This is a genomic window from Agrococcus casei LMG 22410, assembly GCF_900163565.1.
Lineage (GTDB): Bacteria > Actinomycetota > Actinomycetes > Actinomycetales > Microbacteriaceae > Agrococcus > Agrococcus casei.
In genome coordinates this window covers 342,798-365,626 of sequence record NZ_FUHU01000026.1, presented here as the reverse complement: position 1 = coordinate 365,626, position 22,829 = coordinate 342,798, and the positions used below count along the sequence as shown (strand labels likewise).

Genomic DNA, 22,829 nt, shown 5'->3' with positions numbered 1-22,829 from the left:
CTCAGTGTCAGACGACCGCGGTCATGCCGCCGTCGACGAAGATGTTCTGCCCGGAGACGAAGCTCGACGCGTCTGAGGCGAGGAACAGCAGTGCTCCGTTGAGCTCTTCGAACGAGCCCCAGCGCTGTGCCGGCGTGCGGTTCACGAGCCACGAGTTGAACGCTTCGTCTTCGACGAGCGCGGTGTTCATCTCGGTCGCGAAGTAGCCGGGCGAGAGGGCGTTCACCTGCACGTTGAAGCGGGCCACATCGGCGGCCATGCCCTTCGTGAGCTGCGCGATGCCGCCCTTGGTCGCCGAGTACGGTGCGATCGTCTGGCGAGCCAGCAGCGACTGCACCGACGCGATGTTGACGATCTTGCCCGACTGGCGCTCGACCATGTGCGGCAGCACCGCGCGCGACACGTAGAACGCGCTCGAGAGGTTGGCAGCGACGATCTGGTCCCAGTCGTCGACGTCGAACTCGTGAATCGGGGCACGACGCTGCATGCCCGCGTTGTTGATCAGGATGTCGGGTGCACCCGCATCTGCGATCAGCCGGTCGATTCCTGCGCGAGTCGCCTGCGCATCCGTCACGTCGAAGACCACCGACCGAGCCGGCTGGCCCGAACGCTGCTCGGCCTCTGCCCGAACAGCCTCGACGGCCTGTTCGTCGCGACCGTGGACGACGACAGACGCACCGGCATCCGCGAGCGCGAGAGCCAGAGACTTGCCCAGCCCTCGTGACGAACCGGTCACGAGAGCCAGGCGGCCCGAGATGTCGAAGAGGCTGTTCATGGGTGACTCACTTTCGCAATCAGAACAACGAGGCGAGGCTGTAGACGACCAGCACCAGAAGGAATGCCGTGACCGACTGGATCGTCTGCTGCACCGTCCAGACCTTGAGCGTGGTCTTGACGTCCATGCCCATGAGCCTGCCGACGAGCCAGAAGCCCGAGTCGTTGACGTGGCCTGCGAAGACCGAGCCGGCTGCTGTCGCCAGCGTGATGGCTGCAATCTGCATCGGGTTGAAGTCGCCCGCGAGCACGGCCGGGCCGACGAGGCCTGCGGCAGTGACGAGCGCGACGGTTGCCGAGCCCTGTGCGACGCGGATGACGGCTGCGATGATGAATGCCGCGAAGATGACGGGCATGCCCCAGCTGTCGAGCGTCTCCGAGAGCGCCTCGCCGATGCCGGAGGTGCGGAGCACGGCACCGAACATGCCGCCGGCACCGGTGATAATGACGACGCTGGCGATCGGGCCGAGCGAGGAGTCGACGAGCTTCTCGACCGCGGTGCCCTTCTGGCCGCGACGCCAGCCGAGCACGAGCATTGCGACCACGACGGTGATGAGCAGCGCGATCGGGGAGTTGCCGATGAGGATCAGCGCCTGAGCCCAGCCCTGCGACGCGTCGACGAAGCCTGCGGCGTCGAGCGTCGTGAGCCCGGTGTTCAGGAAGATGAGGGCCATCGGAAGCAGGAGCAGCAGGATGATGGTCGAGACGCGCGGCGGGTTCTTCGGCTGGTCCTCGTCGACGCCCCCGAAGAGGGTCGGAACGGGCAGCACGAACTTGCGGCCGACGAACTTGCCCCAGAGGTGACCGGTCAGCAGCCAGGTGGGGATCGCGATGACGAGGCCGACGAGCAGGACGATGCCGATGTTCGCCTCGTACTCACCGGCTGCCGTGACGGGGCCGGGGTGCGGGGGCAGGAACACGTGCATGACCGAGAACGCAGCTGCTGCGGGGATTCCGTAGGCCAGCACGTTCTTGCCACCTGTGACGCGGTGCGCGACAGCGAAGATGATGGGGAGCATCATGACCAGGCCCGCGTCGAAGAACATCGGGAAGCCCATGATGAGCGATGCGATGCCGAGCGCGAACGGGGCGCGCTTCTCGCCGAAGAGGCGCACGAGGGCGTCAGCGAGTGCCTTCGCGCCGCCGGAATGCTCGACGAGCTTTCCGAGCATCGCACCGAAGCCGACGAGCAGCGCCACCGAGCCGATCGTCCCGGCGAAGCCGTCGACGAGCACTTCTGAGATGAACTGCGTCGGGATGCCCGTGGCGACAGCTGTCAGCAGCGACACGATCACAAGGGCGACGAACGCGTGCACCTTGAAGACGATGATGAGCAGCAGGATCGCCGCGATGGCTCCCGCCGCGATTCCGAGCAGCGGTGCAGCGCCCAGCGTCTGCTCCCAGGTTTCGAGTTCCATAACCGACATCTCCATTGACATTCAGCCAGGCACAGGCTTGCAGCCGCACCGGGTCTTAGGATTCAAAGTGTTCCGCTCGCTGCGGAATCACAGCTAGAATACATAAAGATCGTATCTTTGCGTACTAATCATCGTATTTATGAGGAGGGCGTCGTGGCTCGGGCATCCCATGGTTCAGTGCTGGATGATCTGGGCGTTCGCATTGCAAGCGGCGAGGTCGCGGCAGGCAGCGTTCTGACGCTCGCGCAGCTCGAAGAGCACTACGAGGTCTCGCGCACGGTGATCCGCGAGGCGGTGCGCGTGCTCGAGGCGAAGCAGATGCTGGTGTCGCGCCGCAGAGTGGGCGTCACGGTGCAGCAGCCCGAGCTCTGGAGCAACCTCGACGCGCAGCTCATCCGCTGGCGACTCGACGGGCCGCAGGCAGATCAGCAGATCGTCGCCCTGACCGAGCTCCGACTCGCCATCGAGCCCACAGCCGCGCGTCTGATGGCGAGGCATGCAGACCCACTCGAGCGAGCGCAGCTGCTGCAGCTTGCCGAGCAGCTGCAGCGGCTCGGCGATGCCGGCCAGGGTGACAGCGACGAGTATCTCGACGCAGACATCGAATTTCACAACCTGATCCTGACCGCGAGCAGAAACCCCCTCTTCTCGTCGATCAAAGAGACGGTCGCCGAGATGCTCACGGGTCGTCACTCGCACGGCCAGACGCCCGCGAACCCGTTCGAGGACGCGCTGGCGAATCATGTCGCAGCGGCACGGATGATCGCAGACGGTGACGAGGACGCCGCAGAGGCCGCCACTCGCCGGTATGTCGAGGCAGTGCTCTCAGAAGTCGCGGTCGACTAGGCGCGAGTCTGCTCGTACGCCGCGAGGTAGCGTTCGAATTCGACCCGCAGCTCGGCCGTGCGCTCGGGGTTCGGATGCACGATGCGCGGCTCGGTGTCCTGCAGGGCAGGCTGGTCGGGGCTTTCGCCGTTGGCCATCAGCGCCATCTTCACGGCGCCGACTGCTGAGGCGTGCTGCAGCGACGAGACGCGCATGGGCTGGCCGAACATGTCGACGGTCATCTGCAGCCAGAACGGCGACGACGTGACGCCGCCCGAGAGCATGATGCGCTCGGGGATGCCGTTGATCTCCTGCAGCACGAGGAAGCAGTGGTAGAGCGACGAGACGATGCCCGTGAGCACGCCCTGGTACATGTCGATGCGCGTGTGCTCTGGGCGCAGCTCGAGCAGGCCACCCTGGCGCTGATCCTGCCAGCCGGGGGAGCGCTCGCCGAACAGGAACGGCATGAACAGCGGCAGGCTCTTGCGATCGGCTGACAGCTGCGGCTCGATCTCGCTGAAATCCGTCGAGTGCCCGAACAGCAGATCCCGCGCCCAGTCGACGCAGTTGCCGCATCCGCTCGTCGCCGCACCGCTCAGCCAGCCGACCGGAGACCGGTAGGTCCAGGTGCTGAGCGACGGTGAGAACGAGGGCTCGGGCACCGAGTACCTGAGTGCGCCGCTGGTGCCCATCGAGAAGGTCATGTCGCCGTCGCCTCGGGCGTCTTCGCCGACCTGGTTGAGTCCGCCGTCGGGGCCGGGGATCGTCACCGGGATGCCCGCTCGAACACCGAGGTGCGCTGCGGCATCAGGGGTGAGCGGGGCAGTGGTCAGGCCGTCCACGAGCTCGGGCAGTGCGACATCGTCGATGCCGAGGACCTTCAGCACCTCGGCATCCCACTCGGGAGCATCGGTCGAGAGCAGGCCCGAGCCCGACGCGAGCGCGTGGCTGGTCTGCACTCGGCCCGTGAGGCGCGCGAAGTTCAGGCTGCCCTGGTCGAGTGCGATGGTGCCCTTCAGGTCGACGCCCTGGTCTTTGAGGTGACGCAGCTTGAAGGACGGGTAGATGGCGTTCACCATGCAGCCCGTGCGGCGGTAGTACCAGTCTTTGAATTCGGCGTCGCGGCGGTAGAGCGCGGCTGCCCCCTGTGCACCTGTGTACGGCCATTCGTAGACGGGCGTCACCGCCGAGAGATCGGGGCGGCGGAGCGTGAGACCGTGCCAGGTGCTCGAGAGGGCGATCGCGTCGATGTCGTGGCCGGCCGCCGCCTCGCGGCCGAGCGCCATGAGCTGTGTGAACACCGAGTCGCCGTCGCGCACTGCGTTCGATCCCTGTGTCTCAAATCGCCTGGTGAGCACCTGGACGTCCTGGGTTGCCGTGTCGAAGAGCATGGTCTTCGCAGACGTGGTGCTTGCCTCCAGCGCCAGGATGATCATGCGCGTCCCTTCGTCGGGTGCACTCTTCGTGCCGAGAATCGATGCAGAGCGCCCCCTGTGAGGAGCCGTTCGATCAATAATATGATCTTTTGAGGCAGGGCGCCACCGTCATGGGGCTGCGGTCACGAAGACGTCGAGGCTTTCGGCTGCTCGGGATCCTCGAGCCTGCCGCGCAGCAGCGCGAGCTCGTCGAGGATGCGCTGCTCGACGACGGTCGGCTGGGGATCCTCGAACTGCTGCTCCTGCATCGCCTGCGTCGTCACGGCGATGAAGAGGTTGAGGATCACGAACGTCGACACGACGCCGTAGAACATCATGAAGGTCCAGGCCCACGGCAGCTCGGCCTGCAGCGGATCGACGATCGTGCTCCAGCCGTCGCCGACCAGCAGCTTGAACAGCGACACCGTAGACCTGCCGAGGTCTGCGAAGTCGGGGGAGTAGGGGCCGAACAGCATCGTGCAGGCCACGATGAAGACGTACATGATGATGGCCAGCAGCCCGCCGATGGAGGCGATGCCCGGAATCGCGGTGATGAGCGCGTTGACCACCTTGCGGAGGCTGGGCACCGACGAGAGCAGTCGCAGCACCCGCAGCACCCTGAGCACGCGCAGCACCTGCAGTGCGCCGCCGGTCGGCAGGTATGACGAGATCACGATGAGCAGGTCGAACCAGTTCCAGCCGCCCTTGAAGAACTGCCAGCCGTACGCGTAGAGGCGCAGCAGGATCTCGACCGTGAAGATGCCGAGCACGACGGTGTCGAGCGCGACCAGCAGAGGGTTGTGCGTGAGCGAAGGGTAGGTCTGCACGCCGATGGCGATGGCATTGACGATGATGACCGTGATGATGGTCGCCTGGAACACGCGATGCTCGACGAGTGCCTGCGCTCGCGTGCGCATAGACCTGCTGTTCTGAGAGTTCACAGAGTTATTCAAGTGCACGTCTCATGTGGGACGCCTGTGAGTCCCGCCTAGAATGTAGCCATGACGACCCTCTCTGATGTACGCGCTGTCGTTGAAGACCTGTGGCCGGCCGATCGGGCAGAGGGTTGGGACGCCGTCGGGCTTGTTGCGGGGGATCCCTCGCAGCGCATCGAGCGCATCCTGCTCGCTGTCGATCCGGTGCTTGAGACCGCCGCCGAGGCTCGTGAGCTCAATGCTGACATGCTGCTGGTGCACCACCCGCTGCTGCTGCGCGGTGTCACCTCCGTCGCCGCAGACCGGCCCAAGGGGCGCATCGTCACCGACCTCATCGGCTCGGGCATCGCTCTCCTGGCCGCGCACACCAACGCAGACATCGTCGAGCGCGGCACGAGCGCCGAGCTTGCGCGGGCCATCGGGCTGACAGAGACGCGGCCGATCGTCGCGAACGGCGCAGACGAGAGCATCGGCCTCGGCCGCATCGGCACGCTGCCCGAGCCGACGACGCTCGGGGCGCTGGCCGCCAAGCTCGCACAGTCGCTGCCCTCGACCGCAACGGGCGTGCGAGGAGCCGGCGACTACACCGAGACCGTGCAGCGCATCGCCGTCTGCGGCGGCGCCGGCGACTCCCTGCTCGAGCATGAAGCCGTGCTCGAAGCCGATGCGTATGTGACTGCCGACCTCAGGCATCACCCCGCGAGCGAGGCGCGTGATCGTCACTCGATGGGCGCAGGCCCCGCGCTCATCGACCTGTCGCACTGGGCGAGCGAATGGCTCTGGCTGAATGCCGCGCGCGAGCAGCTCGCAGAACGGCTTCCTGGAGTCGAGATCACGGTCAGTGATCTTCGCACCGACCCCTGGGACTTCGCGCTGCCGCAGTAGCGCCGCACTACAGTTGTCGAATACGTCAAGAAGGAGATCACCCGTGGCGATGAAAGCATCACCGAACGACCAGAGAAGGCTTCTCGAGCTGCAGCTGATCGACTCGTCGATCGCACGAGCGCAGCGCGCGATCGCCAACCCTCCGCAGGCAGCCGAGATCGATTCGCTCTCCGACAGGCTCGTCGAACTCGACCGGGCCGTGCTCGATAGGCTCGGCAGCGCAGACGACATCACAGCGGTCATCAAGCGGCTCGAAGACGACGCGGGCGTCGTGGAGCAGCGCCGTGCACGCGATCAGCAGCGCCTCGACGGGGGCGCCGACGCGAAGACGGCACAGGCGCTGCAGCAGGAGCTGGCAACGCTCGGGCGACGTCGTGACGAGCTCGACGAGCAGCAGCTCGAGTCGATGGAGCAGCTCGAGGCAGCCCAGCAGGAGCTGGCGGATGCGCGAGCAGCAGCCGACGAGGTCCGCTCGCGTCGCGATGCACTCGTGTCGCAGCGCGACGCAGAGGCCGAAGTGGCGCGCACCGAGCTCGACGGCATCGATGCCGAGCGCAAGGCCGTGGCAGCGACTCTCCCGGGCGACCTGCTGGCCCTCTACGAGAAGATCAGGAGCCGCTACGGCTTCGGCGTGTCTGAGCTGCGGGGCAACCTGTCGGTTGCCGCCGGGGTCGAGCTCACCGCAGCCGAACTCGCAGAGGTGGGACGCGCATCCGACGACGACGTCGTGCAGTGCCCCACGAGCAGTGCGATTCTCGTGCGTCCGGCTGGCGGCATAGCGCTGTAGACTCGAACTTCAGCGAAATGGTCGGCCAGGCGGTCGCGTTGGCTTCGGCCTGCGAGGAACGTCCGGGCTCCGAAGAGCAGCGTGGTGGGTAACGCCCACCCGGGGCAACCCGCGAGAAAGTGCAACAGAAAGCAAGTCCACCGGCCTGGCCGGCAAGGAGTGAAACGGTGGTGTAAGAGACCACCAGCGTCGCGTGTGAGCGCGGCGGCTAGGCAAACCTCACGCGGAGCAAGACCAAGTAGGAAGACACTGAGGCGGCTCGTCTCGTCTTCGGGTTGGTTGCTAGAGCCGTGCGGCAACGCACGGCCCAGATAGATGACCGTCCACGACAGAACCCGGCGTATCGGCCGGCCATCTCGCTGCCTCTCAGGAGACCGCGTCGTGCGCGAGTGCCGCAGCCCCGATGATGCCCGCGTTGTTCTTCAGCGTCGCGATGGCGATCGGTGTCTCGATGTCGATGTGCGGCACGAACTTCTCGGGGCTCTTCGACACCCCGCCCGAGATCACGAACAGGCTCGGGCTGAACAGCACCTCGAGGTGGCGGTAGTAGTCGGTGAGCTCGCGGCCCCAGTCGACCCAGGCCAGGTCACGCCGCTCGCGTGCTCGCGCCGAGAGCAGCTTCTCTGCTGAATCGCCCTGGTGCCAGAGCAGGTGGCCCAGCTCGGAGTTGGGCTGCAGCACGCCGTTGTAGATGAATGCCGAGCCGATTCCGGTGCCGAGGGTCGTGACGAGCACAAGGCCGCCTTGATCCTTTGCCGCGCCGAAGCGCTGCTCGGCGACGCCAGCAGCGTCGGCGTCGTTCACGAAGGTGATGCCGCGCCCGAGGCGCTGCTCGAACAGCCGCTCTGCCTCAAGGCCGATCCACTGATGCGAGACATTGGCTGCGCTCATCGTGCGGCCGTTGCGGACGACCGCGGGGAAGGTCACGCCGACAGGAACCTCAGGGCTTCCGAGCTTCTGGATGAGGGACCACACCGCGTCGATGATGTCGTCGGGCTCGCCTCCCTCAGGAGTCGGCACCTTGATGCGCTTGCTCAGCAGTGTTCCGGACACAGCATCGACGAGCGCGGCCTTCACACCGGTTCCGCCAATGTCGACGCCGATCGCCTGTGCGCTGCTGGCCTGTGCACCGCTGGGCTGAGTCTCGCTGGACTGGGCTTCAGTCATTCTGGTCTCCTGACGGGGCGTTCTGCGCCGCGATCTCGGCGCTTGAGAGTGTGAGGACGTCGACGCCGCGTTCGGTCACGACCATGGTGTGCTCGAACTGTGCCGTGATCGACTTGTCGCGCGTCGTCACCGTCCAGCCGTCGTCCCACATGTCCCATGCGTGGGTTCCGAGCGTCAGCATGGGCTCGATGGTGAAGACCATGCCGGGCTCGATGAGGTCGTCGAAGCGCTCGGTGTCGTAGTGGGGGATGATGAGTCCCGAGTGAAAGCTGCGGCCCACGCCGTGGCCGGTGAAGTCGCGCACGACGCCGTAGCCGAACCGGTCGGCGTACTTCTCGATCGCGCGACCGATGATGTTGACGCGGCGCCCGGGCATCACTGCCTTCATGCCGCGGCGCAGCGACTCCCGTGTGCGCTCGACGAGCTGCTCGACGTCGTCGCTGAGCTCGCCCACTGCAAACGTGCGGTTGAGGTCGCCGTGCATGCCGTCGACGAATGCCGTGACGTCGACGTTCACGATGTCGCCTTCGTCAAGCACGGTGTCGTCGGGGATGCCGTGGCAGATGACCTCGTTGACGCTTGTGCACGACGCCTTCTGGAAGCCGCGGTAGCCGAGGGTCGACGGGTACGCACCGTTGCTGACCAGGTAGTCGTATGCGACCCGGTTGAGTGCTTCGGTCGTCACGCCGGGTCTGACGGCCTCGGCGACTGCATCGAGCGAGTCTGCGGCAATGCGTCCAGCCGTGCGGATGCGCTCGATCTCCTCGGCCGTGTAGACGTTGCCGCCGGTGTGCTTCGCAGGCGCCTTGCGACCGACGTACTCGGGCTTGGTGATGGCGGATGCGGGGGCGGGGTCGGCGTGCACGATTCCGGGAATCAGATGTCCGTCAGAGTTCTTTGGCATAGTGTCGAGTCTAGTTTCACTAGGAGGCAAACATGGCTGAGTACTGGTACAACATGCGAACCGGAGAGGTTGAGGAGGGGCGTCAGTCGCTTCCCGCAGACCTGGCCGGCCCGTTCGGCACTGCAGAGGAGGCTGCCGGCGCACCAGAGGTGATGCGTCGTCGGGCTGCGGAGTGGGCCGAGGAGGATGCTGCAGAAGAGAACGACTGACGCATCTGAGACGCGAAAGAGGGGGATCGAAATCGATCCCCCTCTTTCAGCGTGCTCAGTGGTCGTGCTTCGACTGCTCGAGTTCGCTCTTCGTCACAGGAGTGATGCGGTCCTCGAAGAACCAGCGTGAGAGCGAGCCGCGAATCTTCGTTCCTGCCGTGATGCGACCCGCAGAGTTCGGGCGCTCCTTGGTCGGCTCGTAGGCGTCGAAGCTGGTGAGGCGCCAGCGCTCGTACTCGTCGACGGGCTGGTGCACTTCGATGAACTCGCCGCCGGGCTTGCGCACGATGCGACCGGACTCGAAGCCGTGGAGGACCATCTCGCGGTCCTTCTTCTGGAGTCCGATGGCGATGCGCTTCGTCAGCCAGAACCCGATGATCGGGCCGAGGATGAGCAGAGCCTGCAGCACGTGGATCACGTAGAACACGTTGAGGCTGAAGTGCGTTGCCATGAGGTCGGACGAGGCGGCCGCCCACATCACCGCGTAGAAGATGATGCCTGCCGCGCCGATCGCTGTGCGCGTCGGGTTGTTGCGGGGGCGGTCAGCCATGTGGTGCTCGCGCTTGTCGCCGGTGATCCAGGCCTCGATGAACGGCCAGAAGGCGACGAGCACAAGGAACACGCCCATCACAGCCATGGGTGCGAGGATCGCGATGGTCAGCGTGTAGCCGAACAGCTCGACCTCCCAGCCCGGGGGAACGAGGCGCAGCGCGCCGTCAGCGAAGCCGATGTACCAGTCAGGCTGGGTTCCGGCCGAGACGGGGGACGGGTCGTAGGGGCCGTAGTTCCAGATCGGGTTGATCGTGACGAGCGAAGCGATCAGCATGATCGCACCGAACACCAGGAAGAAGAATCCTCCGGCCTTGGCGGCGAACACCGGCATGATGGGCGAGCCGACGACGTTGCCCTTGGTGCGGCCGGGGCCAGCGAACTGCGTGTGCTTGTTGATGATCAGCAGCAGCATGTGGAGGCCCAGGGATGCGATCAGGATCGCGGGCAGCAGCATGATGTGCAGAATGTACAGTCGCGGAACGATCGCCGTGCCCGGGAACAGTCCTCCGAAGAAGAAGTACGAGATCCAGGTGCCGATGAGCGGTATGCCCTTGACCATGCCGTTGATGATCGCGAGGCCGTTGCCCGAGAGCAGGTCGTCGGGGAGCGAGTAGCCAGTGAAGCCCTCAGCCATTGCGAGGATGAAGAGCAGGAAGCCGATGACCCAGTTGATCTCGCGGGGCTTGCGGTATGCGCCCGTGAAGAACACGCGCAGCATGTGCAGACCGATCGAGGCCACGAAGAGCAGCGCAGACCAGTGGTGCACCTGACGCATGAGCAGGCCGCCGCGGATGTCGAACGAGATGTCGAGCGCCGAGTGGTAGGCCACCGACATTCCGATGCCCTTGAGCGGCACGTACGAGCCCTCGTAGGGGACGTGCGTCATCGACGGGTCGAAGAAGAACGTCAGGAATGTGCCCGAGATCAGGATGGCGACGAATGAGTAGAGCGCAACCTCACCGAGCATGAACGACCAGTGGTCGGGGAAGATCTTTCGCCCGAGGAACGAGACGGCACCGGAGATGCTTGTGCGCTCGTCGAGGTAGTTCGATGCCTTCGACGTGAGGGACTGCTTGCGTGCAGCCTGTGTGGCAGTCATGCGCGGTCCTCCGTGTTCTGGCCGAGCACCTGAACGTGCTCATCGTTGTTGACGTGGTTCTGGCGCTCCCAGAACGACGGGCCGATCGGCTCGGTGAAGTCGCTCTGTGCGACGAGGTAGCCCTCGTCGTCGACAGCGATCGGCAGCTGCGGCAGCGGGCGGGCTGCCGGGCCGAAGATGACTGCCGCGTGGTTCGTCACGTCGAACGTCGACTGGTGGCAGGGGCACAGGAGGTGGTGCGTGTGCTGCTCGTACAGGGCAACGGGGCAGCCGACGTGCGTGCAGATCTTGGAGTACGCGACGATGCCGTCGTACGACCAGCCGCGGCGGCCTTCGACCTCGTTGAGGTCTTCGGCCGGAAGCCTCATGAGCAGGACGACCGCGAGGGCCTTCTGGTCGAGGTAGTCGTGCGCGTGGTTGTCCATGCCGAAGGGGATGACGTGGAACGCGGATCCGATGGTGACGTCGTCTGCCTTGATCGGGGTTCCGGTCGGGTCGAGGGCCAGGCGTGTGCCTGCCTCCCACATCGTGTGGGCGATGGCCTCGACGGCGTCTTCCTTGGGCGCGATGTCGCGGAACATGAACACGGCAGGCAGCGGAAAGAGTGCGAGTGCTGCGATCAGCGAGTTGCGGATCAGCGAGCGACGCGAGAATCCGGACTCCTCGTCGCCGAGCTTGAAGATCTCGACTGCGCGAGCGCGAGTCGCCTCGGTGCCACGAGTCAGGTGGCGGTCTTCAGCGATCTCTTCACCGCTCATGAGCTGGCGTGCCCAGTGGACTGCGCCGAAGCCGATGCCCAGGAGTCCGAGCGACAGCCCGAGACCGAGGAAGAGGTTGTTCAGCCGGACTGAGCCGAGGTCGCTCTCGGTGATGGGGAAGGCGAAGTACGCGACGATCGCGAACACTGAACCGACCATCGAGAGGAGGAACCAGCCGAAGACCTGTCGCTCGGCCCGCTTCTCCTTCTGCGGGTCGAGATCGGTCTGGCGTGGCTTGTGCGGCGGGAACCCTGGGTTCTCAAAGCCGTCATCGGTCACGACTGCGGAGCCGGTGTCGATCTTGTCGAGTGCGTCTCCGTGCGGAGTTGCATCGGCATTCTCATGCGCCGTCATGCTCGTCCTTTCGGTGTCAAGGGAGGTGAATCAGAAAATGGGCTGTGTGAGGGTTGTCAGTTCGGACGGGATGTCAGCCACACCGTGAGTGCGACGATTGATCCGAGGCCGAGCGTCCAGATGAAGAGGCCTTCTGAGACCGGGCCGAGTGACCCGAGGTCCCAACCGCCGACGCTGGGGCTCTCGTCGAGGTAGTGGAGGTACGCGATGACGTCGCGCTTCTCTTCAGGGCTGATGTTGTTGTCGTTGAACACGGGCATGTTCTGCGGGCCGGTGAGCATGGCCTCGTAGATGTGGGCGCCGTCGATGTCGTGCAGGTTCGGAGCGAACTTGCCCTCTGTGAGCGCACCGCCTGCGCCGGCGACGTTGTGGCACATGGCGCAGTTGATGCGGAAGAGCTCAGCGCCGTTGGCGATGTCGACGCCGGTTGCGCTCGTGTCGAGCCACTCCTCATCGGGCTTGTCGGGGCCAGCGCCGAGTGTCTGGATGTACTCGCCCATGGCGTCGGACTGCTCCTGCGTGAACTGCGGGTTGCGCTGGTCAGCCTGGGGTCCCTGGAAGGCGAGGGGCATGCGTCCGGTCATCACCTGGAAGTTGACGGATGCTGCGCCGACTCCGATGAGCGTGGGGCCGTTCTTGGTGCCGACTGCTTCGACGCCGTGGCAGGTCGCGCAGTTCGCCATGTAGAGGCGCTGACCGTCTTCGGCAGTGAGCTGCGACGCTGCGGGGGCAGGAGCTGATGCGTCTGCTGCCTCGCTGACGACTGTGTATCCGCCTCCGACAGCTGCGAGCCCGAGGATCAGGAGCGCTGCGCTTGCGAGAGGGTGCCTGCGGCCTCTGTTCTTTCGCTTAGCCAATGTGGTGTTCCTCTCGTTACCGGAACCAGTAGATGACAAAGTACAGACCGACCCAGACCACGTCGACGAAGTGCCAGTAGTAGGACACGACGTGGGCCGTCGTCTTCTCCTTCGCCGTGAGTCGCTTGACGGCATATGCGCGTCCGATCACGAACAGGAAGGCGAAGAGGCCGAGGGCGACGTGGATGCCGTGGAAGCCGGTGGTGATGAAGAAGCCAGCGCCGTAGGGGCTGGTTGCCATGGAGACGCCCTCAGACAGGAGGATGGCGTACTCGAAGACCTGCACCGAGATGAAGAAGGCGCCCATGAAGTAGGTGAGGTACAGCCACTCGATCATGCCCCACTTGGCGACGTTGAGGAGGCCGCCCGTGCGTCGCTTGCGTCCGTGCTCGCCGATGGCCGTGCCGATCTGGCAGGTGACTGACGACAGAACCAGGACGATCGTGTTGACCGTCGCCAGAGGCACGTTGAGCATCTCTGAGGTGGTCGCGAAGTGGTCGCCGGTTGCGGAGCGAAGCGTGAAGTAGATCGCGAACAGGCCTGCGAAGAACATGACTTCGCTGCCAAGCCAAACGATCGTGCCGACCGCAACGGTGTTGGGCCGCTTCACGAGCTGCTGGGGACTCGGGGTAGACATAGTGGTGCTGGACACGAATCCATCTTAGCCATACTCGGCGCACTCCGATGTTGCCTGACCTGCGTGGCGGGAAGTCGTAGGCTGAGTGCATGCAGGACTTGAATTCATGGCCCACCGTGCTCGAAACGCTGATCGCCGGAGACGACCTCTCGATCGGCCAGGCCGCGTGGGCGATGGAGCAGATCATGACCGGAGATGCGCCCGATTCGCACATCGGAGCACTCCTCGCGGCGCTTCGGGCCAAGGGCGAGTCGGTAGAAGAGCTGGTCGGGTTCCGTGATGCAGTCCTCACGCATGCGCTCGAGCTGCCGGGCGGCAGCGAGATGCTCGACATCGTCGGGACCGGCGGCGACCGTCTCAAGACCGTGAACATCTCGACGATGGCGTCGATCGTCGTCGCCGCATCCGGAGTTCCCGTGCTGAAGCACGGCAATCGCGCTGTGTCGTCGCTCACCGGCACGGGCGACGTGCTGCAGGTGCTCGGCCTCGTGCCCGAGAGCAGCGATCCGGCGGTCGTGCGCGCGATCTTCGACGAAGTCGGCATCTCCTTCGCGCACGCCGCGAGGTTCCACCCGGGCTTCGGCAATGTCGCAGCGCTTCGCAAGTCGCTCGGCATCCCGACCGTGTTCAACGTGCTCGGCCCGCTCGTGCATCCCTCCAGGCCCGAGGCCAGTGCACTTGGCGTCGCAGACAAGGCGATGATCGAGAAGTTCGTCGGCGTCTACGCGACTCGTGGAGCCACCGCCCTCGTGTTCCGCGGCGAAGACGGCCTCGACGAGGTGTCGACCACCGGATTCACCCAGATCTTCGAAGTGTTTCGCGGCGACGTCATCGAGTACTCGCTCGATGCCCGTGAGCTCGGCATCCCTCGCGCCAGCGTCGAAGACCTCCGCGGAGGCGACCCCGAGCACAACGCGAAGGTGCTCGAGGCCACGATGGCCGGCGAAGAAGGGCCGGTGCGCGACATCGTGCTGCTGAACGCCGCTGTCGGCCGAGCAGCCTGGCAGCTGCACACGAGCCAGGGGCAGACGGGGCGGCCGCTGCTGGAGCGGATCCGCGAGCAGCTCGAGATCGTGACCGAGGCGCTGGCGAGCGGCGCGGCGCAGAAGAAGCTGGATGCATGGCGCTCCGCGGTGCAGTCCCGCTAGGCACGCCCGCAAAGGGCGCGGGCACACGGCTCACCCGCTCGGCGGTGGCGCCGTGGAAGATCGTCGAGCTCGCCTGGGGCGGCGCTCGTCATCGTTCGCTGCTGCTCTACGCGATCTTCATCTCAGGCGTGTTCGCGGGGTTCGCGCTGCCGTCGATGGTCACGCAGCCGCCCGACTTCCTGACGCTCCAGTCGCTGCGCTACCTGTCGTGCGTGCTCTTCGCAGCCGGGGTGCTCGCAGCTCCGACGAATGCGCACAACCGCGCTCTGGCGCTGTTCGCGCTGCTGGCGTTCACCCTCATGATCCAACCGCGCTCGCTCATCGCTGCCGGCGAGCTCGGCTTCCAGGTGACCTACGGGATGCAGGATGCGCTGCGCTTCGCAAGCGTCGGCGCGCTCATGGCCTACTGGCTGACGCTTCGCATGCGGCATCCGATCTCGTGCATCATCACGATGGGCCTGTACTCGATCGTCTGCGGACTGCACTTTCTGTTCGGCTCGACGCTCATCCGCTCTCTCGCAGTGCCCTCGGGGCTGGGCGAGTCCGATGTGAGCCATGACGAGGCGTACATCTGGTCGGTGACGCTGGTGCTGACGGTGCCGATGCTCTTCTTCTGCGCGTGGATCGACTCGTACGTTCGCAGTGCGGTTCCGCTGTACGGCATCGAGTACAAGAGTCGGATGCACGACCTCGACCCGAAGGCCGACACCCGGTACCTGCAGGGGTGGGTGGCGTTCTGGCTGTTCATCGACGTATGGGCCGTAGAACGAGCAAGCAGAGTGCTTCGCACACCAGCCGCACTGAAGGGCGACCGTGAATGGTATGCGCGCACTCTGCTTGCGATCTCCAGCACACGTCTTGTGATCGTGATGCTGGTGGCCGTCTCGCTGACGATTGTGCTCGTCAACCAGACGTACCGTCCGTTCTAGCTGTTGTCGACGTCGTCATCGACCCAGTCGAAGGTCTTCGTGACTGCCTTCTTCCAGTTGCGGTAGGTGCGGTCACGCTCCTCTTCGTCCATCTGGGGCTCCCAGCGCTTGTCTTCCTGCCAGTTCTTGCGCAGGTCGTCGAGGTCCTTCCAGTAGCCGACGGCGAGTCCGGCCGCGTATGCGGCACCGAGAGCCGTCGTCTCAGCGACGACGGGCTTGACGACGGGCACGCGCAGCAGGTCAGCCTGGAACTGCATGAGCGTGTCGTTGGCCGTCATGCCGCCGTCGACCTTGAGCTCGGTCAGGTCGACGCCGGAGTCGGCGTTGACGGCGTCGAGCACCTCGGTCGACTGGAAGGCGGTCGCCTCGAGGGCGGCCCGTGCGATGTGCCCCTTGTTGACATAGCGGGTCATGCCGACGAGCGCACCGCGGGCGTCGGGACGCCAGTACGGTGCGAAGAGGCCAGAGAACGCAGGCACGAAGTACGCGCCTCCGTTGTCTTCGACCGACTTCGCCAGGTCTTCGACCTGCGCTGCGTCTGAGAACAGGCCGAGGTTGTCGCGAAGCCACTGCACCAGCGAGCCGGTGACGGCGATCGAGCCCTCGAGCGCGTAGTTGGTCGGCTGGTCGCCGAGCTTGTACGCGACCGTGGTGAGCAGGCCGTTCTCGGAGGCGACAATCTCTTCACCGGTGTTGAAGATCATGAAGTTTCCGGTGCCGTAGGTGTTCTTCGCCTCGCCGCGGTCGAACGCGACCTGGCCGAAGGTGGCAGCCTGCTGGTCACCGAGGATGCCTGCGATAGGCGTCTCGCGAAGCAGCGACTCGCCAGCCGCGTGGCCGTAGATCTCAGACGAGGAGCGGATCTCGGGCAGCATCGACTTCGGAACGCCGAAGTCCTTCAGGATCTCGTCGTCCCATTCGAGCGACTCGAGGTCCATGAACAGGGTGCGCGAGGCGTTCGTGACGTCGGTCGCGTGCACGCCGCCGTTGACGCCGCCGGTCAGGTTCCAGAGCACCCACGTGTCGGTGGTTCCGAACAGCAGGTCTCCGGCTTCAGCCTTCTCGCGAGCTCCGTCGACGTTGTCGAGGATCCAGATGATCTTCGTGCCGGCGAAGTAGGTTGCGAGCGGAAGCCCGACCTTCTTCTTGTAGCGGTCGGTGTCGCCGTCTGCGAGGCGGTCGACGATCTTCTGCGTGCGGGTGTCCTGCCAGACGATGGCGTTGTAGACCGGCTCGCCCGTGTTCTTGTCCCAGACGACCGTGGTCTCACGCTGGTTGGTGATGCCGATCGCCTTGATGTTGTGGCGTGTGATGTTCGCCTTCGAGAGTGCCTGGCCGATCACCTCGCGGGTGTTGTTCCAGATCTCCTTGGGGTCGTGCTCGACCCAGCCGGCGTGGGGCATGATCTGCTCATGCTCCATCTGTCCGGTCGAGACGATCTTGCCTTCGTGATCGAACACGATGGCGCGCGATGACGTCGTTCCCTGGTCGATTGCGATGATGTAGTCGTTCATTGTTCTGTTACTCCTTCAGCTATGCAGCGGCGATGAGCAGGACAGGGGCGAGGACACCGGCGAGGGCGCCTCCGAGGAGGGGGCCGAACACCGGCACCCACGAGTATGACCAGTCGCTCGAGCCCTTGCCCTTGATGGGCAGGATCGCGTGTGCGATGCGGGGGCCGAGGTCACGGGCGGGGTTGATGGCGTATCCGGTGGGGCCACCGAGCGATGCACCGATCGAGATCACGATGAGGGCCACGGCGAGACCGGTGAAGGTCGACACCTCGTTGCCTGCGAGGCCGAACGAGAGAATTGCGAACACCAGGACGAAGGTCGCGATGACCTCAGTGACGAAGTTGAGACCGTAGTTGCGGATCTCGGGGCCGGTCGAGAAGATGCCGAGCTTCTTGCCCGGGTCTTCTTCTGCGTCGATGTGGTCCTTGTAGACCACCCACATGAGCGTGGCACCGATGAAGGCGCCGAGCATCTGTCCGACGAGCGAGACGGCGTATGCGCCCCAGGGGATCGTCGCGCCCTCCATCAGGCCGTTGACGATCAGACCGAGCGTGACTGCCGGGTTGATCTGCGCGCCCGAGTAGACCGAGACGAGCACACCGGTGAAGACTGCAAGACCCCAACCGAAGTTGATCAGAAGCCAGCCGCCTCCGTTGCCCTTCGTTCCTTTGAGGATCGCGTTGGCGACAACGCCGCCACCGAGCAGCAGGAGCATCGCTGTTCCCACCGTCTCGGAGATGAATACGAGACCAAGATTGTCCACGTTGACCTTCTTTCTTGAGTGAGAGGGTTGCTCCCACTGTGCTAGGTAGTCACTCAGCATAGGACGAATCGTTTTCAGCTGAGGAGATTTCTCGCAATGCGTGTCAAACGAGTCGCGTCTGCCTTAGATTGGAGTTCAGCAATCGAGCTCGGGAGGGGTTTCCATGAAGAAGCTGATCAATGACCCAGAGGATGTCGTCCGCGAGAGCGTGCAGGGCTTCGGCCACGCGCACGACGACATCTTGACAGTGTTTGAAGAGCCGCCGTTCGTGATCGCACGCAAGGATGCGCCGGTTGCCGGAAAAGTCGCTCTCGTCTCGGGCGGAGGCTCGGGTCACGAGCCGCTGCACGGCGGATTCGTCGGCCGCGGCATGCTCGACGCCGCGGTGCCGGGGCCCGTCTTCACATCGCCGACTCCCGACCCGATTCTCGCAGCGACCAAGGCCGTCGACTCGGGCGCCGGCGTCGTGCACATCGTGAAGAACTACACCGGCGACGTGCTGAACTTCGAGACCGCAGCCGACTTGGCGCTGGCCGAGGGCATCGAGGTTGAGACGGTGCTGGTCGACGATGACGTCGCAGTCAAGGACTCCCTGTACACAGCCGGTCGTCGCGGTGTCGCCGGCACGATGCTGGTCGAGAAGATCGCCGGAGCCGCAGCCGAGCGAGGAGACGACCTCGCTGCCGTCGCCGAGATCGGTCGACGCGTCAACGCGAACACCCGCTCCATGGGCCTGGCGCTGGCGCCCTGCACCGTGCCGCACGCCGGCGAGCCGAGCTTCACGCTTGATGAGACAGAGGTCGAGATCGGCATCGGCATCCACGGCGAGCCGGGTCGAGAGCGCATCGCAATCGAGAGCGCCGACGCCCTGACCGATCGACTGCTCGAGCCGATCCTCGAAGACCTGCCCATCGCATCCGGCGATGACGTGCTCGTGCTCGTCAACGGCATGGGCGGCACTCCGCAGTCCGAGCTCTACATCGTCTACCGTCGTGTCGCCGAGGTGCTCGCAGAGCGCGGCATCAGCGTCACGCGCAAGATCGTGGGCAACTACGTGACGAGCCTCGAGATGCAGGGCGCGTCGGTGACGCTGCTCAAGCTCGATGCTGAGATGACCGAGCTCTACGACGCACCTGTGCACACTGCTGCGCTTCGGTGGGGACTCTGATGGCGGGCGTGCTCGACACCGCGGCGACGGTCAGCTGGATCCGTGCGATCGGAGCCGTCATCGCCGAGCAGGAGCAGCACCTGACGACGCTTGACCGAACGATCGGCGACGGCGACCACGGGGCTAATATGCGACGCGGCTTCGCTGCGGTCACCGAGAAGCTCGACGGCGAGTTCGCCGACCCGGAAGAGGTGCTGAAGACGGTGGCGACAACGCTGATCTCGACCGTCGGCGGCGCGAGCGGACCGCTCTACGGCACGGCGTTCCTGAAGGGTTCGATGGCCGTGAAGGGCCGGGCCGAGCTTGACGGCGCTGGCGTCGCCGCGTTCATCCGGGGCGCGGCCGACGGCGTCAAGGCGCGCGGCAAGGCTGAGGCGGGCGACAAGACCATGGTCGACGCGTGGCTGCCGGCAGCCGAGGCTGCCGAGGCAGCGGCCGCGGACGGGGCGGATGCGCAGGCAGTGCTGAGCGCGGCGGCTGCGGCTGCGCGCAAGGGCGCGGAGGAGACCGAGCCGATCGTTGCCAGAAAGGGCAGGGCGAGCTACCTGGGGGAGCGGGCCATCGGGCATCGTGACCCGGGCGCCGAGTCGACGGCGTTCATCCTGGGGGCAGCCGAGTGAGTGTCGAGCTGATCATCGTCTCGCACTCGTCGAAGCTGGCTGAAGGAGTCGTCGAGCTCGCACAGCAGATGGCCGAGGACGTTCGCCTGCACGCCGTGGGCGGCACGGACGAGGGCGGCATCGGCACGAGCTTCGACCGCGTGCAGCAGGCGGTCGAAGCCAGCGGCGACGCCGTCGTGCTGTGCGACCTCGGCAGCGCGGTCATGACCGCCGAGTCGGTCATTGACTTTCTCGACGACGATGCTCGTGCGCGCATCCGTCTTGCTGATGCTCCGCTCGTCGAGGGTGCTGTCGCCGCGGCAGTCGCAGCGCAGTCCGGTGGGTCGCTCGACGAGGTGCTGGCAGCGGCCGAGTCTGCCGCAGGCAGCGCCGAAGAGTCTGCCGCAGGCGGCAGCGATGAGCCTGCGACGGTCGTGTCGGCGGAGGCCGATGCGGCGGCTGCGGATGCCGGAACCGTCACTGCGACCGTCGTGCTGGTCAACGAGAGCGGTCTGCACGCACGGCCCGCGAGTGCGCTGACGAAGCTTGCGGCGACCTTCGATGCTGAGGTGAAGGTTAACGGCGTGAACGCCAAGTCGCTGCTGAGCATCATGGCGCTGGGGCTCGCCAAGGGCGCCGAGGTGGTCTATGAGGCAGACGGAGCGGATGCGCGAGCGGCGATCGAGGCGCTCGTCGCACTCACCGAAGAGGGCTTCGGCGAGTAGTCGCTAGACCCTGACGACGTGGGGCTTCCACTTCTCGTCTTCGACCTTCTTGACGACGAACGAGCAGATGGGCTGGATCTTGAGCCCGTCGTCGACGGTCGCCTGCAGCGCGAAGTCGACGAGCTGTGAGCCGAGCCCTCGGCCGCCGAACTCGTCGGCGACGTGGGTGCTGGTGAACGATCGAACGCCATCGGCGTCGATGTAGGCGGCTGTGCCGGCAAGCTTGCCGTCGACCGTGATCTCGAACCGGTCGTGGGCGGGGGCGTGCTGAACCTCGATGTTCTCACTCATAGCCACAGGATAGTACGGACATCCTCGCAAGGCTATAACTGTGCGTTATAGTTTCGGCATGCAGCTCGATCCCAAGCGATTGCTCATCTTTCGCACAGTAGCCCGTGAAGGAAGCGTCTCCGGCGCGGCGCGCGCCCTCGGATGGACGCAGCCGGCCGTGAGTCAGCACCTTCGTGCCCTCGAGAACGAGATCGGCATGCCCGTCATGCTGCGCAGCGCATCCGGTGTGACGCTCAATGAAGCAGGGGGGCGGCTGCTCCGATACGCCGATTCGATCGCGGGAGCACTGCAGTCAGCCGAGAGCGACCTGGAGGAGCTTGCCTCGGGCGGCGGCACTGTGCGCGTCGCTGCGTTCCCTTCGGCGATGGCCGACCTTGTTCCGGCTGCGATCGCCGAAGTCGCCGAGGCTTCGCCGAGCATTCGCGTGCGCGTGACCGAGCTCGAACCGCCCGAGGCGATCGCTGCGACGCTCGCCAACGACGCCGACATCGCTGTCGTGTTCGAGTATGAGGATGCAGCCGACGACGTCGCCCTCGCGACAACCGTGCTCGGCTACGACACGAGCTTCGTGATCGTTCCCTCCGATCACGAGCATGCCGACCGCGGGCGGGCGCAGCTCGACGACTTCGCGGCCGACTCCTGGGTTGCGGGCTGTGTCAGGTGCAGTGCGCACCTGCAGGCGATGGCCAAGGCGAGCGGCTTCACTCCGAACGTCGTGCACGAGACCGACGACTTCCACGCCGCGCAGTCGCTGGTCGCCAGAACCGGCTCTGTGACGCTCTTGCCGGGCATGGCCATGCGCGCCTACCAGCGCCCCGACGTCGCCGCGATCGCCGTCGAGGGCGACCGCGGCCGTCGGCTGGTGCTTCGCTACCGGCAGGGTGCAGAGCTCGTGCCTGCTGTGAAGCAGGTGCTGAGTGCACTCGAGTCATCGATCGTCGCGACCCTGCCGGGCGACACTTCGGGCCTCTGAAGCGTCGGGAATAGACCCGCTTTCACAGCGTTGCCTTTGTTGTTAAAGTTTTAAGCAACAAGACCCGCAAGGGCTGACGCAGGGGAGTGGCCATGACCGCAGAGCACGCAGGGATCGAGCTCGGTCTCGACTCGTTCGGAGACCTCACGTCGAACGCCGACGGCTCGCGCCGCTCGTCGGCCGAGGTCATCCGCGACCATATCGAGCACGCGCGCATCGCAGATGCAGCAGGCGTCGACGCGATCAGCTTCGGTGAGCACCACCGCGACGACTTCGCGATCTCGGCTCCTGACATGGTGCTGGCCGGCGCATCCGGCGTGACGGAGCGCATCAAGCTCGGCACCGCTGTCACGGTGCTGTCGAGCGATGACCCGATTCGCGTCATCGAGCGCTTCAACACCCTCGATGCCATGTCGAACGGGCGTGCCGAGATCACGGTCGGGCGCGGCTCGTTCACCGAGTCGTTCCCGCTGTTCGGCTTCAAGCTCGCAGACTACGAGATGCTGTTCGAAGAGAAGTTCGACATGTTCGCGAAGCTGCTCGATCGGCCAGAGACTTTCTCGTGGCAGGGCACCCACCGCGCACCGGTGCAGGACGGTGTCATCATGCCGAAGAGCGAGCAGCGGCTCGGCGCCTGGGTCGGCGTCGGCGGCTCGCCGCAGAGCGTCGTGCGATCCGTGACGCACCGGGTTCCGATGATGCTGGCGATCATCGGCGGATCCGCTGAGCGATTCATGCCGTTCGTCGGCCTGTACCGCAAGGCGCAGGAGGAGATCGGTGTGCCCGCCATGCCGCTCGGCGTGCACTCGCCCGGACACATCGCCGAGACCGACGCCGAGGCTCGCGAGCAGGTGCGCGACTCGTGGATCGAGAACCGCAATCGCATCGGAGCAGAGCGCGGATGGGCGCAGGCGCGTCCTGAGGAGTTCGACGGCGAGGTCGAGCACGGGGCCCTGTATGTCGGCTCGCCCGAGACGGTGGCGACTAAGATCGCCGACACCGTGCTGAAGCTCGGCCTCGACCGATTCGACCTCAAATACAGCAACGGGCCCGTACAGGACGAACACCTGCGACGCTCGGTTGAGCTGTACGGCACCGAAGTGATTCCGCGGGTGCGAGAATTGGTCGCCAAATCGCGCTAGA

24 protein-coding genes and 1 other RNA gene are annotated in these 22,829 nt (G+C 65.4%); 12 read left to right on the top strand and 13 right to left on the bottom strand.

The window, feature by feature from the left end:
- Nucleotides 1-7: 7 nt before the first annotated feature.
- Together CZ674_RS06730 and CZ674_RS06725 are read right to left on the bottom strand one after the other, a co-directional pair.
- Nucleotides 8-775, bottom strand: coding sequence for an SDR family oxidoreductase (locus CZ674_RS06730; protein WP_086991747.1), 768 nt, complete (start codon nucleotides 773-775; stop codon nucleotides 8-10).
- Nucleotides 776-794: 19 nt separating this feature from the next.
- Nucleotides 795-2,192: a GntP family permease gene (locus CZ674_RS06725; RefSeq protein ID WP_086991746.1), complete on the bottom strand. Its 1,398-nt coding sequence runs from the start codon at nucleotides 2,190-2,192 to the stop codon at nucleotides 795-797.
- 177 nt (nucleotides 2,193-2,369) lie between these two features.
- Here CZ674_RS06725 and CZ674_RS06720 point away from each other — a divergent pair, with 177 nt between their 5' ends.
- Entirely contained in the window at nucleotides 2,370-3,038 is a 669-nt protein-coding gene (locus CZ674_RS06720; RefSeq protein ID WP_234988469.1) for a FadR/GntR family transcriptional regulator, read from the top strand.
- Here the strand turns inward: CZ674_RS06720 and CZ674_RS06715 are convergent.
- Nucleotides 3,035-4,453, bottom strand: coding sequence for a gluconokinase (locus tag CZ674_RS06715; protein WP_086991744.1), 1,419 nt, complete (start codon nucleotides 4,451-4,453; stop codon nucleotides 3,035-3,037). The two genes, CZ674_RS06720 and CZ674_RS06715, sit on opposite strands and share 4 nt — an antisense overlap.
- Nucleotides 4,454-4,575: 122 nt before the next feature.
- Nucleotides 4,576-5,349 (bottom strand): ion transporter, encoded by a 774-nt coding sequence (locus CZ674_RS06710; RefSeq protein WP_086991743.1) that lies wholly within the window; start codon nucleotides 5,347-5,349, stop codon nucleotides 4,576-4,578.
- A gap of 84 nt (nucleotides 5,350-5,433) precedes the next feature.
- Here CZ674_RS06710 and CZ674_RS06705 point away from each other — a divergent pair, with 84 nt between their 5' ends.
- The 3 genes from CZ674_RS06705 (at nucleotide 5,434) to rnpB (ending at nucleotide 7,398) form a co-directional block, all read left to right on the top strand.
- A complete protein-coding gene (locus CZ674_RS06705; protein WP_086991742.1) occupies nucleotides 5,434-6,252 on the top strand; it encodes a Nif3-like dinuclear metal center hexameric protein in 819 nt (272 codons plus the stop codon).
- Nucleotides 6,253-6,301: 49 nt separating this feature from the next.
- Nucleotides 6,302-7,039, top strand: a complete 738-nt coding sequence (locus CZ674_RS06700) for a zinc ribbon domain-containing protein (RefSeq protein WP_441352319.1) — start codon at nucleotides 6,302-6,304, stop codon at nucleotides 7,037-7,039.
- A gap of 17 nt (nucleotides 7,040-7,056) precedes the next feature.
- An RNA gene (rnpB, locus tag CZ674_RS06695) (RNase P RNA component class A) lies at nucleotides 7,057-7,398 on the top strand.
- 7 nt (nucleotides 7,399-7,405) lie between these two features.
- Here rnpB and ppgK read toward each other — a convergent pair.
- Nucleotides 7,406-8,206: a polyphosphate--glucose phosphotransferase gene (gene ppgK / locus CZ674_RS06690; RefSeq protein ID WP_086991740.1), complete on the bottom strand. Its 801-nt coding sequence runs from the start codon at nucleotides 8,204-8,206 to the stop codon at nucleotides 7,406-7,408.
- A complete protein-coding gene (gene map / locus CZ674_RS06685) occupies nucleotides 8,199-9,110 on the bottom strand; it encodes a type I methionyl aminopeptidase (protein WP_086991739.1) in 912 nt (303 codons plus the stop codon). The genes ppgK and map overlap by 8 nt, the downstream gene beginning before the upstream one ends.
- 32 nt (nucleotides 9,111-9,142) lie before the next feature.
- On the opposite strand from map, the gene CZ674_RS13990 reads away from it, so the two are divergent.
- Entirely contained in the window at nucleotides 9,143-9,319 is a 177-nt protein-coding gene (locus CZ674_RS13990) for an SPOR domain-containing protein (protein ID WP_143244666.1), read from the top strand.
- 55 nt (nucleotides 9,320-9,374) lie between these two features.
- Here the strand turns inward: CZ674_RS13990 and qcrB are convergent, their stop codons facing one another.
- The 4 genes from qcrB to ctaE are packed head-to-tail and all read right to left on the bottom strand — an operon-like array spanning nucleotide 9,375 to nucleotide 13,576.
- The gene (gene qcrB, locus CZ674_RS06680; protein ID WP_086991738.1) at nucleotides 9,375-10,970 is read right to left on the bottom strand and encodes a cytochrome bc1 complex cytochrome b subunit; all 1,596 of its coding nucleotides are present in this window, start codon (nucleotides 10,968-10,970) and stop codon (nucleotides 9,375-9,377) included.
- Entirely contained in the window at nucleotides 10,967-12,082 is a 1,116-nt protein-coding gene (qcrA, locus tag CZ674_RS06675; RefSeq protein WP_086991737.1) for a cytochrome bc1 complex Rieske iron-sulfur subunit, read from the bottom strand. The genes qcrB and qcrA overlap by 4 nt, the downstream gene beginning before the upstream one ends.
- A 56-nt stretch (nucleotides 12,083-12,138) precedes the next feature.
- A complete protein-coding gene (qcrC, locus tag CZ674_RS06670; RefSeq protein WP_086991736.1) occupies nucleotides 12,139-12,939 on the bottom strand; it encodes a cytochrome bc1 complex diheme cytochrome c subunit in 801 nt (266 codons plus the stop codon).
- 16 nt (nucleotides 12,940-12,955) lie between these two features.
- Nucleotides 12,956-13,576, bottom strand: a complete 621-nt coding sequence (ctaE, locus tag CZ674_RS06665; RefSeq protein WP_086991735.1) for an aa3-type cytochrome oxidase subunit III — start codon at nucleotides 13,574-13,576, stop codon at nucleotides 12,956-12,958.
- A gap of 89 nt (nucleotides 13,577-13,665) precedes the next feature.
- Between ctaE and trpD the strand changes: the two genes are divergently transcribed.
- Nucleotides 13,666-14,724, top strand: a complete 1,059-nt coding sequence (trpD, locus tag CZ674_RS06660) for an anthranilate phosphoribosyltransferase (protein ID WP_086991734.1) — start codon at nucleotides 13,666-13,668, stop codon at nucleotides 14,722-14,724.
- On the top strand, nucleotides 14,697-15,653 hold the full coding sequence (locus tag CZ674_RS06655) for a hypothetical protein (RefSeq protein ID WP_086991733.1): 957 nt from the start codon (nucleotides 14,697-14,699) through the stop codon (nucleotides 15,651-15,653). The genes trpD and CZ674_RS06655 overlap by 28 nt, the downstream gene beginning before the upstream one ends.
- Here CZ674_RS06655 and glpK read toward each other — a convergent pair.
- Together glpK and CZ674_RS06645 are read right to left on the bottom strand one after the other, a co-directional pair.
- Nucleotides 15,650-17,167, bottom strand: coding sequence for a glycerol kinase GlpK (gene glpK / locus CZ674_RS06650; protein WP_086991732.1), 1,518 nt, complete (start codon nucleotides 17,165-17,167; stop codon nucleotides 15,650-15,652). The genes CZ674_RS06655 and glpK overlap by 4 nt on opposite strands.
- A 19-nt stretch (nucleotides 17,168-17,186) precedes the next feature.
- Nucleotides 17,187-17,882: an MIP/aquaporin family protein gene (locus CZ674_RS06645; protein WP_234988478.1), complete on the bottom strand. Its 696-nt coding sequence runs from the start codon at nucleotides 17,880-17,882 to the stop codon at nucleotides 17,187-17,189.
- 211 nt (nucleotides 17,883-18,093) lie between these two features.
- Between CZ674_RS06645 and dhaK the strand changes: the two genes are divergently transcribed.
- The 3 genes from dhaK to dhaM are packed head-to-tail and all read left to right on the top strand — an operon-like array spanning nucleotide 18,094 to nucleotide 20,422.
- Complete coding sequence (dhaK, locus tag CZ674_RS06640) at nucleotides 18,094-19,098, top strand: dihydroxyacetone kinase subunit DhaK (protein ID WP_086991730.1); 1,005 nt, start codon at nucleotides 18,094-18,096, stop codon at nucleotides 19,096-19,098.
- The gene (dhaL, locus tag CZ674_RS06635) at nucleotides 19,098-19,718 is read left to right on the top strand and encodes a dihydroxyacetone kinase subunit DhaL (protein WP_086991729.1); all 621 of its coding nucleotides are present in this window, start codon (nucleotides 19,098-19,100) and stop codon (nucleotides 19,716-19,718) included. Before dhaK ends, dhaL begins: the two co-directional genes overlap by 1 nt.
- On the top strand, nucleotides 19,715-20,422 hold the full coding sequence (gene dhaM, locus CZ674_RS06630) for a dihydroxyacetone kinase phosphoryl donor subunit DhaM (RefSeq protein WP_086991728.1): 708 nt from the start codon (nucleotides 19,715-19,717) through the stop codon (nucleotides 20,420-20,422). Before dhaL ends, dhaM begins: the two co-directional genes overlap by 4 nt.
- Nucleotides 20,423-20,425: 3 nt before the next feature.
- On the opposite strand, the gene CZ674_RS06625 is transcribed toward dhaM, so the two are convergent.
- Nucleotides 20,426-20,713 carry a GNAT family N-acetyltransferase gene (locus CZ674_RS06625; protein ID WP_086991727.1) on the bottom strand — a complete coding sequence of 96 codons (288 nt, stop codon included), beginning with the start codon at nucleotides 20,711-20,713 and terminating at the stop codon, nucleotides 20,426-20,428.
- Nucleotides 20,714-20,771: 58 nt separating this feature from the next.
- Between CZ674_RS06625 and CZ674_RS06620 the strand changes: the two genes are divergently transcribed.
- Entirely contained in the window at nucleotides 20,772-21,686 is a 915-nt protein-coding gene (locus tag CZ674_RS06620; RefSeq protein WP_086991726.1) for a LysR substrate-binding domain-containing protein, read from the top strand.
- 92 nt (nucleotides 21,687-21,778) lie between these two features.
- Nucleotides 21,779-22,828, top strand: a complete 1,050-nt coding sequence (locus CZ674_RS06615) for an LLM class flavin-dependent oxidoreductase (protein WP_086991725.1) — start codon at nucleotides 21,779-21,781, stop codon at nucleotides 22,826-22,828.
- The last annotated feature ends 1 nt before the right edge of the window (nucleotide 22,829 follow it).

Bases quoted from the DNA above. Each gene is read 5' to 3' on its own strand.
- ctaE (WP_086991735.1), bottom strand. From the start codon at position 13,576: ATGTCTACCCCGAGTCCCCAGCAGCTCGTGAAGCGGCCCAACACCGTT.
- glpK (WP_086991732.1), bottom strand. From the start codon at position 17,167: ATGAACGACTACATCATCGCAATCGACCAGGGAACGACGTCATCGCGC.
- map (WP_086991739.1), bottom strand. From the start codon at position 9,110: ATGCCAAAGAACTCTGACGGACATCTGATTCCCGGAATCGTGCACGCC.
- CZ674_RS06730 (WP_086991747.1), bottom strand. From the start codon at position 775: ATGAACAGCCTCTTCGACATCTCGGGCCGCCTGGCTCTCGTGACCGGT.
- CZ674_RS06615 (WP_086991725.1), top strand. From the start codon at position 21,779: ATGACCGCAGAGCACGCAGGGATCGAGCTCGGTCTCGACTCGTTCGGA.
- CZ674_RS06715 (WP_086991744.1), bottom strand. From the start codon at position 4,453: ATGATCATCCTGGCGCTGGAGGCAAGCACCACGTCTGCGAAGACCATG.
- CZ674_RS13990 (WP_143244666.1), top strand. From the start codon at position 9,143: ATGGCTGAGTACTGGTACAACATGCGAACCGGAGAGGTTGAGGAGGGG.
- CZ674_RS06700 (WP_441352319.1), top strand. From the start codon at position 6,302: ATGAAAGCATCACCGAACGACCAGAGAAGGCTTCTCGAGCTGCAGCTG.
- qcrA (WP_086991737.1), bottom strand. From the start codon at position 12,082: ATGACGGCGCATGAGAATGCCGATGCAACTCCGCACGGAGACGCACTC.
- CZ674_RS06645 (WP_234988478.1), bottom strand. From the start codon at position 17,882: ATGCTCCTGCTGCTCGGTGGCGGCGTTGTCGCCAACGCGATCCTCAAA.
- CZ674_RS06625 (WP_086991727.1), bottom strand. From the start codon at position 20,713: ATGAGTGAGAACATCGAGGTTCAGCACGCCCCCGCCCACGACCGGTTC.
- dhaL (WP_086991729.1), top strand. From the start codon at position 19,098: ATGGCGGGCGTGCTCGACACCGCGGCGACGGTCAGCTGGATCCGTGCG.
- dhaK (WP_086991730.1), top strand. From the start codon at position 18,094: ATGAAGAAGCTGATCAATGACCCAGAGGATGTCGTCCGCGAGAGCGTG.
- CZ674_RS06620 (WP_086991726.1), top strand. From the start codon at position 20,772: ATGCAGCTCGATCCCAAGCGATTGCTCATCTTTCGCACAGTAGCCCGT.
- CZ674_RS06725 (WP_086991746.1), bottom strand. From the start codon at position 2,192: ATGGAACTCGAAACCTGGGAGCAGACGCTGGGCGCTGCACCGCTGCTC.
- qcrB (WP_086991738.1), bottom strand. From the start codon at position 10,970: ATGACTGCCACACAGGCTGCACGCAAGCAGTCCCTCACGTCGAAGGCA.
- trpD (WP_086991734.1), top strand. From the start codon at position 13,666: ATGCAGGACTTGAATTCATGGCCCACCGTGCTCGAAACGCTGATCGCC.
- CZ674_RS06710 (WP_086991743.1), bottom strand. From the start codon at position 5,349: ATGCGCACGCGAGCGCAGGCACTCGTCGAGCATCGCGTGTTCCAGGCG.
- CZ674_RS06655 (WP_086991733.1), top strand. From the start codon at position 14,697: ATGGCGCTCCGCGGTGCAGTCCCGCTAGGCACGCCCGCAAAGGGCGCG.
- CZ674_RS06705 (WP_086991742.1), top strand. From the start codon at position 5,434: ATGACGACCCTCTCTGATGTACGCGCTGTCGTTGAAGACCTGTGGCCG.
- ppgK (WP_086991740.1), bottom strand. From the start codon at position 8,206: ATGACTGAAGCCCAGTCCAGCGAGACTCAGCCCAGCGGTGCACAGGCC.